A 16,797-nucleotide genomic window follows, 5' to 3' on the forward strand; every position below is an offset into this window, starting at 1 on the left:
ATGCAAGACTTCTGGCAGGCGGCAGCCGCGCAGCTCGAGCGCGAACTGACGCCGCAACAGTTCAAAACCTGGATCAAGCCGTTGGCGCCCGTCGGTTTCGACGAAGAAGCGCTCACGCTGCGCATTGCTGCGCCGAACCGGTTCAAGCTGGATTGGGTCAAGAGCCAGTTTTCGGGGCGTATTACTGCCCTTGCCTGCGAATATTGGGAAGCGCAGGTCAGTGTTCACTTTGTCCTGGATCCTGCTGCGTCGGGCCGTGCGGCCGCTTACGCGCAACCACCGGCCGGCGGCATGGGCGGTCAGCCGGGCATGATGCCGGGCGGCGGTGCCGACGGTCACGCAGCACCGGGTACGGGTATGCAAGGCTATCCCGGCGGTCAGCCGATGGGGCAACCCATGGGCCAGCAGTTCGCCCAACCTGGCATGCAGCCCGGCTATGGCGAGTACCAGTCCGCCCACGGCCAGGCCGGCTATCCGCCGGCGCAGGCGCCCTACCCTGGCCGTCCGCTGCAAGGCGGCATGCGCCAGCAGCCGGCGCCGGGTGCGCAGCATGGCGTTGACATGGGCGAGATCGACGTGGTCCAGATGGATCCGTCCGAAGTGGCTGCCCGCTCCTACCGCATGCAACCGCAGCAACCTCCCATGCAGTCGGGTCCAATGGTGCAGCACCCCGGCCCCGGCGGGCCCGGTGCGCAGCCCGGCCAGCCGAGCCAGGCCAGCGACACCGTGCACGAGCGTTCGCGCCTGAACCCGATCCTGACGTTCGACAACTTCGTCACCGGTAAGGCCAACCAGTTGGCGCGTGCTGCCGCCATCCAGGTCGCCAACAACCCGGGCAAGTCCTACAACCCGCTATATCTCTATGGCGGCGTGGGCCTCGGCAAGACTCACTTGATCCACGCCATCGGCAATTTCATGCTGATGGAGAACCCGCGCGCGCGCATCCGCTACATCCACGCCGAACAGTATGTGTCTGACGTGGTGAAGGCCTACCAGCGCAAGGCGTTCGACGAGTTCAAGCGCTATTACCACTCGCTCGACCTGCTGCTGATCGACGATATTCAATTCTTCTCCGGCAAGAACCGCACGCAGGAAGAATTCTTCTATGCGTTCGAAGCACTGATCGCCAACCGGGCGCAGGTGATCATCACCAGCGATACGTACCCGAAGGAGATCACCGGCATCGACGATCGCCTGATCTCGCGGTTCGACTCCGGCCTGACCGTGGCCATCGAGCCGCCCGAGCTGGAAATGCGCGTGGCGATTCTGATGAAGAAGGCCGCCGCCGAGAACGTGAGCGTGCCCGAGGAAGTCGCGTTCTTCGTCGCCAAGCACCTGCGTTCGAACGTGCGCGAGCTCGAAGGCGCGCTGCGCAAGATCCTGGCGTTCAGCAACTTCCACGGCCGCGACATCACGATCGAAGTCACGCGTGAAGCGCTGAAGGACCTGCTGACGGTACAGAACCGCCAGATCTCGGTCGAGAACATCCAGAAGACCTGCGCGGATTTCTACAACATCAAGGTCGCTGACATGTACTCGAAAAAGCGGCCTGCGAACATTGCAAGGCCGCGCCAGATCGCGATGTACCTGGCGAAGGAACTCACGCAGAAGAGCCTGCCGGAGATCGGCGAACTCTTCGGCGGGCGCGATCACACCACCGTGCTGCACGCGGTGCGCAAGATCGCCGATGAGCGGAGCAAGGACGCGCAGCTCAACCACGAACTGCACGTGCTGGAACAGACGCTCAAGGGTTGATCGGGGCAGCATCCCGACCCGGGAAACCGGGGCGGGCGAGTTTTGGAAGGCCGGCCCCGGGAGGGCTGGCATACTGTAGGTTCGGCGTCACTGGAGGAGTCTCCGGGGCGCCTGTTAAACAACATCGGCCCAGCCGCAGCCGTGTGCAGTGTTAGCCATAGATAAGGCTTTGCGGTGAGTCGGGATGAAATGCGGAAAGTACTTGGCGGGCGCCGTGGCTTTTTGTGCACAGCCCCCACTTCCGGCGGTTTCGCCCCGCTTCACCGCAGCGGCTTATCCTTGGTACAATGGCACATTAACTCCTTGATTTCTAAGTGAATTGGAGTTGCCTGGAGTTTGCGGTCGCCGACGACAAACGACGAAGGATAAATTCAATGCAATTGGTCAAAACCTCGCGAGACAATCTGCTGCGTCCGCTGCAAATCGTGAGCGGCATCGTGGAGCGCCGCCACACCCTCCCGATCCTGGCCAACCTGCTGATTCGCAAGTCCGGCTCGAACGTATCCTTCCTCTCGACCGACATCGAGATCCAGATCACCACGCACGCCGAATGCGGCGTGGGCAATGACAGCGTGGCCACCACCGTGGCCGCACGCAAGCTGCTCGACATCCTGCGCGCCATGCCCGACGGCGACGTCGCCCTGTCGCTCAACGACAAGCGCATGACCGTGCAGTCCGGCAAGAGCCGCTTCGCGCTGCAAACGCTGGCCGCCGAAGAGTTCCCGACCGTAGCCGAAGCGAGCGAATTCAACGCGAGCGTTTCGCTGCCGCAGAAGACCTTCAAGCACCTGCTGGCGATGGTCCACTTCGCCATGGCGCAGCAAGACATCCGTTACTACCTGAACGGCATGCTGCTCGTCGTCGACGGCAAGAAGGTCATGGCAGTCGCCACCGACGGCCACCGCCTGGCCTACTGCGGCGTGGAACTGGAAAACGAAGCCACCGGTGTGGGCTCGCGCCAGGAAGTCATCATCCCGCGCAAGACCATCCTGGAACTGCAACGCCTGCTCGAAGACAACGACGATCCCGTGCAGGTGCAGCTCGCCGCCAACCAGGTCAAGTTCAGCTTCGCCAATATCGAGCTGATCTCCAAGCTGGTGGAAGGCAAGTTCCCCGACTTCCAGCGCGTCATTCCCAAGGGCTACAAGAACGCCTTTGCGATTGACCGCGTGCGCCTGCAGCAAGCGCTGCAACGTACCGCCATCCTGACGACCGACAAGTTCAAGGGCGTGCGCTGCATCCTGGATACCCACATGCTGAAGATCAGCTCCACCAACGCCGATCAGGAAGAGGCGCAGGAAGAGCTGGAACTCGATTACTCGGGCGACGCGCTCGACATCGGCTTCAACGTGACCTACCTGCTCGACGTCCTCGCCAACCTGAAGAGCGAGCAAGTGCAGGTCAGCCTCGGCGACTCGAATTCGAGCGCGCTGATCACCGTGCCGGAAGACGACAACTTCAAGTACGTCGTCATGCCGATGCGCATCTGATGATCCGGTAACAGGACGACAGATACAGAGATACCGGAGCAGCAAACGGCACGCTACGACACCCGCACTATCACGGGACGTCTCTTTGCAGCAGGGGCAGGATCGAAATCGATCCGCCCCTTTTGCCGTTTTTAGTAACCCGCCATGCGGAACGCCAAACGCCCTGCCAAAGTGCCGGCGCGGCCAGGTTTTCGCATCAGCCGTTGAGTAGAAAGACATGACCGAACAGCAGAACCCGCAACAGGAAAATACCTACGGAGCCTCTTCGATCCAGATCCTGGAAGGCCTGGAGGCGGTACGCAAGCGTCCGGGCATGTACATCGGCGACACCTCCGACGGCACCGGCCTGCACCACCTCGTCTTCGAGGTGCTGGACAACTCCATCGACGAAGCGCTGGCCGGCTACTGCACCGAGATCACGGTTACCATCCACAGCGACAACTCGATCTCCATCGTCGACAACGGCCGCGGCATCCCGCCCCTGGTCAAGTTCGACGACAAGCACGAACCCAAGCGCAGCGCGGCGGAAATCGCCATGACCGAGCTGCACGCCGGCGGCAAGTTCAACCAGAACAGCTACAAGGTGTCCGGCGGCCTGCACGGCGTGGGCGTGTCGTGCGTGAACGCGCTGTCCAAGTGGCTGCGCCTGACCGTGCGCCGTGACGGCAAGGTCCACCTGATCGAATTCGCCAAGGGCGACGTGCAGAACCGCATCATCGAGACCGTCAACGGCCCGGACGGCCAGCCGGTCGAAGTGTCCCCGATGAAGATCATCGGCGACACCGACAAGCGTGGCACCGAGGTGCACTTCCTGGCCGACGAGGAAATCTTCACCAACGTCGAGTTCCACTACGAAATCCTCTCCAAGCGGATTCGTGAACTCTCGTTCCTGAACAACGGCGTCCACATCAAGCTGGTCGACCAGCGCACCGGCAAGGAAGAAGACTTCGCCTTCTCCGGCGGCGTGAAGGGTTTTGTCGAGTACATCAACCGCGCCAAGACCGTGTTGCACCCGAACATCTTCTACGCGAACGCCGAGAAAGACGGCATTGCGGTGGAAGTGTCGATGCAGTGGAACGACGGCTACAACGAGCAGGTGCTCTGCTTCACCAATAACATCCCGCAGCGGGATGGCGGCACCCACCTGACCGGCCTGCGCGCCGCGATGACCCGCGTCATCAACAAGTACATCGAAGAAAACGAGATCGCCAAGAAGGCCAAGGTGGAAACCAGCGGCGACGACATGCGCGAAGGCCTGGCCTGCGTGCTGTCCGTCAAGGTGCCCGAGCCCAAGTTCAGCTCGCAGACCAAGGACAAGCTGGTCTCGTCCGAAGTGCGCCTGCCCGTGGAAGAACTCGTCAGCAAGGCGCTGAACGACTTCCTGCTCGAAACGCCCAACGACGCCAAGACCATCTGCAGCAAGATCGTCGACGCCGCCCGCGCGCGCGAAGCCGCCCGCAAGGCCCGCGAAATGACCCGCCGCAAGGGCGTCATGGATGGCATGGGCCTGCCCGGCAAGCTCGCCGACTGCCAGGAAAAAGACCCGGCCCAGTCCGAACTCTTCCTGGTGGAGGGTGACTCCGCAGGCGGCTCCGCCAAGCAGGGCCGTGACCGTAAGTTCCAGGCCATCCTGCCGCTCAAGGGCAAGATCCTGAACGTCGAGCGCGCGCGCTTCGACAAGATGCTCTCCAGCCAGGAAGTGCTCACGCTCATCACCGCGCTGGGCACCGGCATCGGCAAGGACGACTACAACCTCGACAAGCTGCGCTACCACCGCATCATCATCATGACCGACGCGGACGTGGACGGCTCGCACATCCGCACGCTGCTGCTGACGTTCTTCTACCGCCAGATGCCCGACATCATCGAGCGCGGCTACGTGTACATCGCCCAGCCGCCGCTCTACAAGATCAAGCACGGCAAGGAAGAGCGCTACATCAAGGACGACGTCGAACTCAACGCCTACCTGCTCAAGCTGGCCATGGAAAAGGCAGTGCTCGTGCGCCCGGATGGCACGGAGATCAATGGCGATGCGCTGACCGAGCTGGCACGCCAGTACCAGCTCACGGAAGGCGTGATCGGCCGCCTGTCACGCATCGTGGATACGGATGCGCTGCGCGCGATTGCCGATGGCGTAACGCTGGACCTGGACAGCGCGCCGGCGGCCGAGGCATCAGCCGTGGCGCTGAAGACCAAGCTGGCGGAGATGCATGCCAAGACGCTGCTCGGCGCTGCCGTCAACGACGATGGCACGGCGGATGTGTATGCCCAGTTCGACGAAAAGACCGACAAGCATCGCCTGATGATTGCGCGTCGTCACCATGGCAACGTGCGGCTGTCGCACATGGATGCGGACTTTGTCCACGGGGCGGATTACGCAGCGCTGTCCAATGCGGCCAAGACGTTCCAGGGGCTGACGCCTGAGGGGACCAAGGTGCAGCGCGGGGAAGGGGACAAGATGAGGGATCAGACTGTCAATGACTTCCATGGGGCGATGCAGTGGTTGTTGTCTGAAGCCGAACGTGGTGTGTCGCGTCAGCGCTATAAGGGTCTTGGTGAGATGAATCCTGAGCAGCTGTTTGAGACGACGCTCGACGTTACGCAGCGTCGTCTGCTGAAGGTGCAGATTGAGGATGCTATTGCGGCGGATCAGATCTTTACGACGCTGATGGGGGATGAGGTGGAGCCGAGGCGGAACTTCATTGAGTCCAACGCCCTTGTTGCGCGGAATATTGATGTTTGAGCTTTTTTATCATAGGGCGCCAGAGTCGTTGCGATTGGCCATGCAGCTTTGCTACGGTGAACGGTAGTTGGTCCGTCTGGCCTAGACAATCATGCCTTGACGCCAGGAGCAATAGATCGTGCAGGGCCCGACCATTGGCGCGGCGATGATGCGGTGATGTTTCACTTCTCGAAATGTCCTGATTCGCCGTGCTGGGAATATTTTTGACAACAGTGGCGTTCCCTGAAGGCTTCGAAACTCTGAGCCCTATGCTCCGGTTATCGGCGCATGGTCGCGGGTGGTTGGCGGCTACTCGCTGGCGTGGCGATCCTAGGCATCTCTCAAAAAATACCTAGCTCGAGTCCAGCCGTCGCCACTGCTTCCATTTCTTCAGGCATGCCTCCTCGGCCGGGATCCCGACTCAACGCGCCGAGAGTCATGTAATGAGCCGAGCTGTTCGACTTGCTGTTGTACAAGATAGTTGAACGGTGTGGCTTATTGCATGAACCGCTGTTAGGCGCGCCATCTTGCACAGTAACTCGCCTCTCTTCAGTCCAGTCCCTTTCGTACATTTTTCGGCAGTCGGCGGCGGCAGAAATCGCATGCCGCGCGCTGGCCAATTCTCCTAGAGCTCACTGCGGCGCGACGGACATTCAGTGTACCTGTTCCCTTACGAGTACTGTATATTTATACAGTATTCTGCGAGACCTAAAATCGCCTCAGCCCGGCTGTCCGTCCCGGCAAGCTCGCCACCTTGACGTTTGGCAGTGGGGCTAGATCCTGGGCTGAATTGGGGGCATAATGTCCGCTAAAATTCCCATTCCGGCCGCGGCAGAAGATGGGTAAATTGGGAGCAAGACATGGGCGATCCTATAGAGATCGAGGCGATCCTCTCAGAGGCGCGGAAAAACTGGACGCAGAAGGAACTCGCCGACTTACTTGGCGTGGATGCGAAAACTATTTCGCGTTGGGAAACGGGCAAAATTTTGGCTCCCCGGATGGTCGGTTTGGCTATTCGTGAGCTGATGCGCAAGGATATCGACGTTCCGAAGAGCCCTATTCGCCCCTCCGTCGGCGGCGGGGACTTTACCTTTATCGATCTGTTCGCTGGGATTGGTGGCATTCGTCTCGGCTTTCAGCGGCAAGGCGGCAAATGCGTGTTCACGAGCGAATGGAACACCTTTTCGCAGAAAACGTATGTTGCGAATTTCGGTGATGATCATGAGGTCAATGGCGACATTACTAAAATCGAAGCCTCAGAGATTCCTGATCATGACGTGCTGCTCGCTGGCTTTCCTTGTCAGCCTTTCAGTATCGCCGGGGTCTCGAAGAAAAACTCCTTAGGTCGAGCCCACGGGTTCGCATGCGATACGCAAGGGACGCTGTTCTTTGACGTTGCGCGCATTCTAGAAGAAAAACGGCCGAAGGCTTTCTTGCTCGAAAACGTCAAGAACCTGGTCTCACACGACAAAGGTCGGACGTTCAGTGTCATCATGCGCACTCTTCGAGAAGAGCTTGGCTATCACGTCGAGGCGCGCGTCATCGACGCCAAGAGATTCGTTCCTCAGCATCGGGAACGAATCGTTATTGTCGGTTTTAGAGAAGATGTAGGGTTCAGCTTCGACGATCTAGACCTTCCCAATGAAGGTCCGCGGCTCGCCTCAATCCTGCATCCCGAGGATGGGAGCGAGTCGGCGGAGGCACCGTTCACAGCGGGCACCAAGGCTAAGGTCTCTGATAAATATGTTCTGTCGGACAAGCTGTGGGCCTACCTGAAGGCTTACGCTGACAAGCACAAAGCCGCTGGAAATGGTTTTGGCTTCGGCCTTGTTACCTCTGACATGGTCGCGAGGACACTTTCGGCCCGCTACCACAAAGATGGGTCAGAAATCCTTGTGTCGCGTGGAAAAAAGAACCCACGTCGACTTACGCCGCGTGAGTGTGCCCGGCTAATGGGCTTCCCTGACGACTGGAAAATTCCGGTTTCGGATACTCAGGCCTATCGTCAGTTCGGCAATGCCGTTGCCGTACCCGTGTTCGAGGCTGTCGCCGCGCTGATGAAGCCGCGCGTCATGGCCTTGGCTGAGAAAGAGGCGGGCAGGCCTCGCCTGTTCGCAGCCTGACGTGGTAGACGTCGTCCCGCCGGAGATCCGCAGCCGCATGATGTCCGGCATCCGCGGGAAAGACACAAAGCCCGAACTAGCACTGCGCAAAGGACTACACCGCCTCGGGCTTCGTTACTCGCTTCGCCGCGACACATTGCCTGGTAAGCCCGATATTGTCCTTAGGGGGCGACGGACGGTGGTTTTTTTTCACGGTTGTTTCTGGCATGGGCACGTGGACTGTCCGCTTTTCAAAATTCCAAGCACCAGGCCGGAGTTCTGGACAGCCAAGATCGAAGGCAACCGCGCAAGGGACGACCGCGTCGTCTCCGATCTTCTTGCTGCAGGTTGGCGTGTTGCAATCGTCCGCGAATGCGCGATTAGGGGGGGAGGAAAAAGACCCGTCGAAGCCGTCTGCGAAGAGTTGGCTAAATGGATAAGGTCTGGGGATGGGAACTGGGTCGAAATCGGCGCTATGGATCATTTTTCGGTTGGCGCGTAGCATGTCCTCTACACAACGAATAACAAATCAGGACAAATGCCGGAAAAATTGGACATCTTTTCGGAAAAGGAGCCGAGCCTTCCGGTCTCGACTTTTCTCGACAGCTCGGAAGCGATTTTTGTCAAAAAGCTTTCTCTAAATGATCGCGATTGGGCGCGGCTACCTAACAAGCACCAAGCTGGCGTATATGTTCCCCCGGCCGAGCGCGACAACGGCTTCTTTCCGCCACTAGTAGCAAAGCAGCGCGAGAAAGTGGATGCTAACGAGATACGTGAAGCATTCTTCGAGATCGAGTGGGTCGGTATCAGTGGTAAGAAGAAGGCTAGACTCGCTCACTACACAAGCAAGAGAGCTGAGACACATCTGACGGGATTGCCAAAGCCGGCGTTCTCCGATTTGGCTCCTGCATCTTTCTTGGTCATCGGAAGGCGGGGCGACAAATACAGGGCTGTCACCATCGACTCCGAGAGCGAAGATTGCGATTTGCTCGGCGACCTCCTCTCGCTGCCCCCAGACTTTCGTTCAGGCGTTTTCGCACTGGAAGCCTTGCGCTGTAAGCGCGAAGAGAAAGAGATCACGTTCCTCGAGGAGGTAGTAAAGGCGTTCTTCGACGGAACCATCATCGCGCTCGCCGCCAAGTATGCATCCATGCCGACGACCGCCGCACTAGCGGCTACTGCGAGGGCTCGCTTCTTGGCCGACAATGGCCTTGAAAATCTTGACCCCTACGCAATGGCCAAGCCTGGCGACGCACTCCGTACAATAAGTCGGGGGATCGAATATGAGATCTTCAAAGACTTTCAAATGAGAGCACGGGCGATCGAACTGGTGCGCTTGCTTCTAGGTGATGACCCTTCTGCGGTTTCGCCGGAAAAGGCCTTACGCGCGATCGTACTCGAGTACCCGAAAATCGACGCAATTATGCTTTCTGCCGCCCAACAGCGAAAGTCGAGGGCAGGTTACTCGTTTGAGCATCACATCGAGGCAATGCTGAGCGAGGGCAAGATCCCATTTCAGAAGCAAGTCGTAATCGAAGCCAAGAAGCGCCCTGATTTTATCCTGCCCTCACTTGCCCTTTATGACAATAAGATAAGAACTGACAGAGAGGCTCTAGTCCTTAGCGCAAAGACAACGCTACGTGAGCGATGGAAGCAAGTCCATGCAGAGATAAAAAACTGCGATCTTTATATTGCGACTGTGGATGAAAATATCGCTGAGAACGCGATCATAGACATGGCTTCGCAGGGCATCTGCCTTGTTGTACCGGAAAGCCTCAAAAACTCGGACACAACGGAATACAAGCGGCATGCAAGCGTTATTTCGTTCGAGAAATTTTTCTCCACGGAAATAAAGGGGGTGCGCTGGCCCCTGTGGGAAGCCAGAGGCTTGATTAATTGCGGCTGATTTTTAGTTCAAGGTATCGTAGATTCTCGGGCCCGCACTATGCCGCCATCCCGATCGGCTATCGAATGGAATGGCCGCACCGAGGAGCAGTGGGATTCCGGTTGGCTGATTGCTTCAGTCATGTGGGCTGTTAGCCGACCTGCTTTCGATTTGATCTGCAGAAAACGAAAAAAAACCGGACTGCGTAGTGTGCATACCTAACGGACTCGCACCTCCTTCTCGTCCGTCCAAGAAGTCATTATTCGCATTATCAAGCAACGCTACATACCGAAAATAATCCGACCTCGACTGTTGGGGTAGTGCGTCTGCCAGACTTTGAAGTATCTCGGGCACCAGCCATTCATTGCCGGGCTCGACGCGGCCGCACGCGGGAAGCTTGTCGAGATGCATGTCTTCAATGACTAATCCCAAATCTTCTTCCAGCAACCTAGTCAGGCAAGGCAAGACCGCATCGGCATCTTCGTTGAAATCTGCTGTACATGCAGCCTCGATTTCTTCAGGATGAATTCTTCCGGACGACAACCCCTCCAGAATTAGCCTGGACACCATCGGTGCGCTTATGCTGCGCAGAGGTTCCTCCGGCGGTAACTCGAAAGCAATATCGGACCAGTCCCGATCATTGTCTTTCGGCATTTGCGCGCCAATTTGCCGCTGTAATTCCTCCGAACTCAGTCGACAAAGGAAATCATCTTCCGGCGGGAATTCCTCATCGTTCGGTTCCCAACAAGGAGCCTCGTCTACGACGGATGTTGGCGGCTCTAACGAGGCTTGCTGCCCGGCATCGTCCGGAACGCCTGCCGGCATCTCAAGCGGCATCGCATGACCGTGCTCGCGGGCTATTTCGGAGGCGGTGGAGCCAGACGCATCCCGCAATGCCGGATCTGCGCCAGCGAAAAGCAGCAGCCGGCAGATTTCGACGTGCCCGAATTCCGCCGCGATCATCAATGCCGTCCTCCCCATTGAATCTCTGGCGTCCACGTGGGCCAATCTTCGGAGCTCCCGGGTAACAACCTCCCCCAGGCCTGCACGTAATGCAAGTGCCAGTAATGGATCGAGCCTGTCACGACTATCGAGCAGCATGGCAAATTCCGTCCGTGATCCCGTGATCATAATAAGGGGCACCGCGAAGACTTTCCGTGCCATTCCCCACAGATTCGCCCCCACGCTGCCACCTTAGTGCGTTGCGGAAAGGCTGACGCTGAAGTCCGAGTCCGTCACGGACTCCCAGCATTCCCGCCGCTTTGCCCACTCGGAGATCATTTTTCCACCTGCCGTCCGCTGCAGACGATCATTTACCTCGGATGCTAGCACCAGAATCTCCCTCGACAGGTCGGCGGAAATTCCCTGTTTCTGCCAGATCAGGGTTAAATCAATACTATCTTCCCGGAGCTTCGAAAGAACCGCTACGGTATAAGCCGTTACATTGGCCTGGAACGCCGGGAACCTGCCACTGCCGCGGATCACTTTCTCCGCTGTCTTGAACAGAATTACGGAAGCGATCATTCTTTTGTACTCGGCCGCATCCGGAGCCGCTTGCCCGGCTTCCACTTGGGCTTCTATCATTCGCATGAATGCCGCGAAGTTCTTTTGCCCTCCCAGACTGACGAAATCTGGCTTCTGCCGCCACGCGCACAAATACTTTGCCAGATCCGTTTTGGTGATCCTTCGCGCGGGCGGCATTGATTCCTGAAGACGTTTGATACCAGCAGGCGTCTTGCCCTCCCGCTCGAGCATGACTTTGTAGCTGCCGGCCGCACGCTCATAGAACCAGCGGCCGTAACCGTCGGGACAGAACGTCATCATGGCCAGCTTCTCAATTGCCACATGGAATGGCTTGTTTGCGGAGAGGTCGGAGGCGTTTACCTTGTTCTGGGAGTTAGCATACTTCGAGATATCGGCTATTAGCTCTTCCTCTAGTGCTTGATCCAGATCCCGCAGCACGATGACCTTTGCCGGGACACGCACCGGCCCGAGATCGGTCGACGGAAACTTCTTCTTAGTGAAGAACATCGACGCGGTGGTCTGGCCGCCATTGACGATCTGCATGCCTTTCAGCCAGGCGATGCCCGGCCCACCGTTCACTTGGCCCAGCCGCGCTTCATCCGCCACGATGACGATGCCATTATTGAATGCCATGAACCGTGCCGGCGCCTCGCGCAATGTATTGCTGATTCCTTTGTTGACCTCCTTGCTCGTGGTGAGAAACGAGCGCACGTTTGCTTCCAGAATCCGGGTGCCGAATTTTTCATAGAGAAAGCGCAACGCCTCGCCCGGAACAACGGTCATGGCATAGTCATATTCCCCTGCTTCGCCAGGCACCCAGACGCATGGCAACGGCCGCCCGCACACCTCCTCGAAATTGACGACAAGTTCGTCCCGAGGCTTGCCTTCCTGCCAATGGTTGTACAGACGAACGATATCCATCACTTCAAGCTTGACGGTCTTTCCGCCGATTTCCCTGGACTTGAACATCCTGGTTTTCACTTGAGCGTCGGTGAGCACATAGATGCGAATCTGGTCCAGCTCGCGATAAACCTGCTCGACGGTCAGTACCATTGCATACGCGTCACTGGATTCGTCCATCTTCGACGACAGCCTGCCTTCTACACATGCTGTGAGAAAGCGGGCGCAGTGCTCCGCGGCTTTTGTGACTTCTGTGTCGCTGATGGAAGTCAGGTCATGCGTCCCTTGGTACAGGCTGACAAACAAATCAAGCTGATCGCCATCATCCGACAGAGCGAAGCCACTCAGTCGGACATTGGCATTCACGACCTTTGCCGAGTAGTGGCACGCCCGAGGCTCGCCGCAAGTCATACCCACGTCAGCCATGTGCGTGGCGACCACTTCTGTGAAAACCAGCTCTTCAAACGGGATTTCCATCCCCGGCGCGGTTCGGGCAGAAATTTCATCCCGAATCTGCTGCTGCGTCTGATGCAGAAACTCCAGCAGTTCCATCTCATTCCCCCATTAGCGTCGAGAGCACATCGGCCATCGCCGTCCTGCTCCCCTGAATCTGATCAAGATCAATTTCGTAACGTGCGCCCCGCACGCCGGGGGGCACCATACCCGGCGTCAGGCGCGGGAATACATCGTCCACCAGCAGGAACTGGCAATCCACTTCGACGAACCTGCGGTGATAGCGGTCTGCATGCGAATCCAGATAGCGCGCATGAAGCAGCGCCAAATTAAAGTCGCGAGCCGCCGCCCCGCCCCGCTCCAACGTTTCCCTCAATCGTTCAACCCGCTCCGCAAGCGTAAGGCCGTCATCTCCCAGCCGAAATCGGCAGCCGCATACATAGAGCGGCCGTCGCACAGAATCATCGAGTTGATCCAGCGACTGGATCTTCGCCGGAAAGCCGGCAACGGCGAGGGTGCTCTTGACCTCGATCGCCCCGCCGCCCAGTTCGAAGTCCTGCAGGCCGTCGTCGGGCCCCACCCATGCATCCAGCGCGACTTGGGCCGGCAGCCCATTGGCGAGCAACTGCTCCAAGCAGTTCAGTTCCCCTACCAAGCCAAGTTCAGCTTCCGGTCCCAGCGCTTCGTCCCCATTCTTCATGAACGACTGCCACGCCCTGATTCGCCCTAGGAAGAGCTGGAACAGGCTCGCTTCTTCTACCGTGCGGCTCGCGGCGAGCACCGCAGAAATATCCTCGACCATCAGCGTGAACAGCTCCAACGAAGCGGAAGGCTGGCGTACCAGGGCCAACCAGTGTTTCCCGTCTACCCCGACTTCGGCACGCTCGACACGGAATCCATTGCCTTGAGGAAAGGCCGTCGCATGAGTCGCGTAATGTCCTGCAAAGCCGACCAGCAGCGCTTCGGTATTGCCGGGAAAACTGCGCCCCGCCTGCAGGCTCACAGAACCAAACGTCGAGACGGGAATGCAACGCCACCCGAGTTCCCCGCCGACACCCGCCAGAGCCCGCCAGGCGACCGCGATTTCCGCATTATTCTGCGGCGCCATACTCCAGCTCCCAGAGAACGTTATTGACCTTGTATTCCACTTTGGTACCAGCGCTACTGCCTGGAAAGCTAATTCCAAACGCGACAACCGGCTCGGTGCCTTCCAGCGTCGTGACTTCCGACCTCTTGGGATCCAGCAGATAGATCAACAGCAACCCCTTCTCCGGGCAAGCCGCCACACCCTCCGCGCCAAAGCCACGTACGCGCCGCATTGCCGTGCCGCTTGGCACGTCGGGCTCCGCGGTACTCTTCATCCGGCCGGGATCCGCATGCCAGGCGCGTCGCGTTTCGGCCAGCGCGGCGAACCAAGCGACCTCGTTGAGATCCAGCCCCTCGTCGCGGGGCGACAGGAGCCGGCCTATCGCGTAGCGGTCAGCGTGCTGAGGCTTGGCCTTTCGGACCATTCGCGGCACGGAAATGCCGTTCACGTTCTCAAGCATCTCGGACTCCTCCACGCCACCGCCCACAACAGCCACCGTCCAGGCCGTCAGCTCTCCCTCCCTGGCCATCGCCGCAATGAACTCGGAAAGCAGCCTCGAATTTACCTTTAATGCTTCAGGATGAGTTGCGTAATCGTCGAGGAATGCCGTGACGGAATCCCACGGTACACCATGCCACGCCGCGCCCGTCCAGCGCTCATTCGATGTACCGCGCCTTTGCTCCGGGATTGCCGACGCCGGGCCCTGCGATTCCACGAATCGCCGAAAGGCCTTGAAGTTCTTCAAGTTCCGGGCACGATCGCTGAACAACGACACAGTCTCCACGACGCTACCGCTGAATGACAGGTACAGCGAGCGCGCGGCCCGCATCTTCAGCCTCGATGTGACCATCAGCACAGGATGTGACTTGACCTTGAGGCCGAAGTCTCGCGGCGTACCGCCGCTGTTCACCATCTCGTCGAATTCCTCGCGCAACTCTTCGGCCGCGTCGGTGATGTGCTCGAACCACTCTACCAGTTCCGCAGTGGTATAGAGTCGGCAAACGTCCAGGTAGTTCGGGCGATAGCCGAACCAGCGTCCCATCTGCATCAGAGTGTCATACATGCGCGATGCGCGAAGGAAGTAGCTGGTGCACAAGCCCTCCAGTGTCAACCCCCGGGCAAGTTTGTCGCCGCCGATGGCGATGACTTTCAGCCCGGTCGCGCTGTCGGCATAGTCGAGCGCATCCTTTGCAGTCCCGTTGATCATGCGGACACTGACGACGTCGAGCACGCCGGGCAAGGCTTTGGCAATGTCTTCCCAGCTTTCTTGCCCGGCCTGGCCCACGCCCGAATCGGTGGCAACCTCCGCCGTCGACGGCGCAAAATCGTCGCGCCACAGCTCTTGCAATCTGGACAGGAACCTCTCGTGCCCGATCTGCCGCGCCACACGCTGCCGCAATTGCCGCACGTACTCCTCGACACGCTCGTGCACGATTTTCTGAACAGCGTTGAAGCGTGTGACATGCACAAGCATCGAACTATGCTCGTCGCCCTGCCCGCGCACTTCACGGATCGCGCAAGCCAGCAAAAAGGCGTCAATGGCTTCCGTCAGTGATTCGGGGAGATGCGATTCGGTAGCCGGTACATCCGGATGGTGGCCGCTCCTGTGCGACACGGGCATCCAGCCTGACTTCCCGTCTTCGGAACAGTGGTCGCCAACGATCCGGACCAGCGGCAATCCGCCTTCTCGCCCGGCAGGCCCCGCTACGCCGAACACCTTAGCCGGCCCGACATAGTTGGACGGCGCGCCCAGGTTGATGATGAAGCTAGACGGGAAGAGATCCGGTCCCTCGTCCTGCGTCGCGCCGCGTTCGTGAATGAATATGTTGGCGAATGGTGTCGCGGTATATCCGACGTACGCCTTCCGCGTGAACGCGTGAAGGATCTTTCGGATCAGACTGTTGATTGCCGTGGGCTGATGCTCGGGATCCGGCGCGCCATCCTCGCCGAATAGCTGCTCGCCGGTATCGACCGAGGCGTGGTCCGCTTCGTCGTCAATCACGAGAAGCGGAAGATTGGTTACGATGCGCCGGCCGGTCTCCGTATCAGACGCATTGGCCACATGATTCGTGATCCAGTGTAGCAGCCGCTGCAGCACCGACTTGTTCTTCTTGATGACGAAAAGCCAGGGCCGTTGCTCGGGTGTGATGCCGAGGTTCTTTGCGACCTTCGCGCTGAAATCGCCGTTCTCCGAGCGATTGGTCGCATAATTCGGACGGATCGACGGATCGCCGTCGATCTTCCCCACGCCGATGATATTGAGACTGCCTTCCTGAAAGGCACTCGTCGCATAGCCGAGGAAACCTTCATCGAGACGCATCTGCGTCTGGGAGCGAAGATTGTTGTGCATGCCGGCTAGGACCACGATGATCTTGTATCCGGCGTCCGCCGCCTTGCAGATCAACCCAGTATAGTTGCCGGTCTTCCCCGACTGCACGTGGCCAACCACCAGTCCCCGGCGGTCCCAGCTCCCCACTCTGGCAGGATCCTCCAGTAGACCTAGGACGTCGTCGGTCGAGGCATCCAAGCCGTCGATGGCGGACCATGGCAGCTTCGGCTCCTGCCACTCACGGTAGCGTTGCCAGTAGCGCCAGTTCCGTTTGCGGTCGGGGCCAAGCCAAGGTTGATGGCCATCGTTGTCGACCAGCGTCGCGTCTTTCCCGAGCCAGACGCTAAACCGCCGGATCAACTCCTCGATCACCCAGTCGCGGTCAAGGTCGGTTTCCCACCCGCGATTGAGTTGCAGCGCAAGGGAGATCTTCTCCTCGATCAACGCCGGCGTGATGGAAGATTTGTCCTGTTCCCCCTGCAACAACATCTGAACAACTTTCAGTACGTTGAGATTGTTCGATTCATTCACCATTGCTTGCCCTTTGGAC

Annotated in this window: 10 protein-coding genes; 6 read left to right on the forward strand and 4 right to left on the reverse strand. The window is 58.8% G+C overall.

Annotated elements, in window-relative coordinates; translation table 11 throughout:
• From dnaA to K2O51_RS12475, 6 genes are all read left to right on the forward strand, one after another.
• Positions 1–1,755, forward strand: a complete 1,755-nt coding sequence (dnaA, locus tag K2O51_RS12450; protein ID WP_011296191.1) for a chromosomal replication initiator protein DnaA — start codon at positions 1–3, stop codon at positions 1,753–1,755.
• A gap of 374 nt (positions 1,756–2,129) precedes the next feature.
• Complete coding sequence (dnaN, locus tag K2O51_RS12455; protein WP_140950458.1) at positions 2,130–3,245, forward strand: DNA polymerase III subunit beta; 1,116 nt, start codon at positions 2,130–2,132, stop codon at positions 3,243–3,245.
• 217 nt (positions 3,246–3,462) lie between these two features.
• The gene (gene gyrB / locus K2O51_RS12460) at positions 3,463–5,988 is read left to right on the forward strand and encodes a DNA topoisomerase (ATP-hydrolyzing) subunit B (RefSeq protein WP_220631167.1); all 2,526 of its coding nucleotides are present in this window, start codon (positions 3,463–3,465) and stop codon (positions 5,986–5,988) included.
• Positions 5,989–6,827: 839 nt separating this feature from the next.
• A complete protein-coding gene (gene dcm / locus K2O51_RS12465) occupies positions 6,828–8,090 on the forward strand; it encodes a DNA (cytosine-5-)-methyltransferase (RefSeq protein WP_220631168.1) in 1,263 nt (420 codons plus the stop codon).
• A 1-nt stretch (position 8,091) separates the two neighbouring features.
• The gene (locus tag K2O51_RS12470) at positions 8,092–8,571 is read left to right on the forward strand and encodes a very short patch repair endonuclease (RefSeq protein WP_220631169.1); all 480 of its coding nucleotides are present in this window, start codon (positions 8,092–8,094) and stop codon (positions 8,569–8,571) included.
• A gap of 36 nt (positions 8,572–8,607) precedes the next feature.
• The gene (locus K2O51_RS12475; RefSeq protein WP_220631170.1) at positions 8,608–9,975 is read left to right on the forward strand and encodes a type II restriction endonuclease; all 1,368 of its coding nucleotides are present in this window, start codon (positions 8,608–8,610) and stop codon (positions 9,973–9,975) included.
• A 114-nt stretch (positions 9,976–10,089) separates the two neighbouring features.
• Here the strand turns inward: K2O51_RS12475 and K2O51_RS12480 are convergent, their stop codons facing one another.
• The 4 genes from K2O51_RS12480 to K2O51_RS12495 all read right to left on the reverse strand — a co-directional run bounded on the left by K2O51_RS12480 (position 10,090) and on the right by K2O51_RS12495 (position 16,781).
• A complete protein-coding gene (locus tag K2O51_RS12480) occupies positions 10,090–11,055 on the reverse strand; it encodes an ankyrin repeat domain-containing protein (RefSeq protein ID WP_220631171.1) in 966 nt (321 codons plus the stop codon).
• A 93-nt stretch (positions 11,056–11,148) separates the two neighbouring features.
• The gene (locus K2O51_RS12485) at positions 11,149–12,930 is read right to left on the reverse strand and encodes an AIPR family protein (protein ID WP_220631172.1); all 1,782 of its coding nucleotides are present in this window, start codon (positions 12,928–12,930) and stop codon (positions 11,149–11,151) included.
• 1 nt (position 12,931) lies between these two features.
• Positions 12,932–13,939 carry an MZA anti-phage system associated PD-(D/E)XK motif protein MzaD gene (mzaD, locus tag K2O51_RS12490; protein ID WP_220631173.1) on the reverse strand — a complete coding sequence of 336 codons (1,008 nt, stop codon included), beginning with the start codon at positions 13,937–13,939 and terminating at the stop codon, positions 12,932–12,934.
• The gene (locus K2O51_RS12495; protein WP_220631174.1) at positions 13,923–16,781 is read right to left on the reverse strand and encodes a Z1 domain-containing protein; all 2,859 of its coding nucleotides are present in this window, start codon (positions 16,779–16,781) and stop codon (positions 13,923–13,925) included. The genes mzaD and K2O51_RS12495 overlap by 17 nt, the downstream gene beginning before the upstream one ends.
• Positions 16,782–16,797: the final 16 nt, after the last annotated feature.

Source organism: Cupriavidus pinatubonensis (genome assembly GCF_019602855.1).
Classification (GTDB): Bacteria; Pseudomonadota; Gammaproteobacteria; order Burkholderiales; family Burkholderiaceae; genus Cupriavidus; species Cupriavidus pinatubonensis.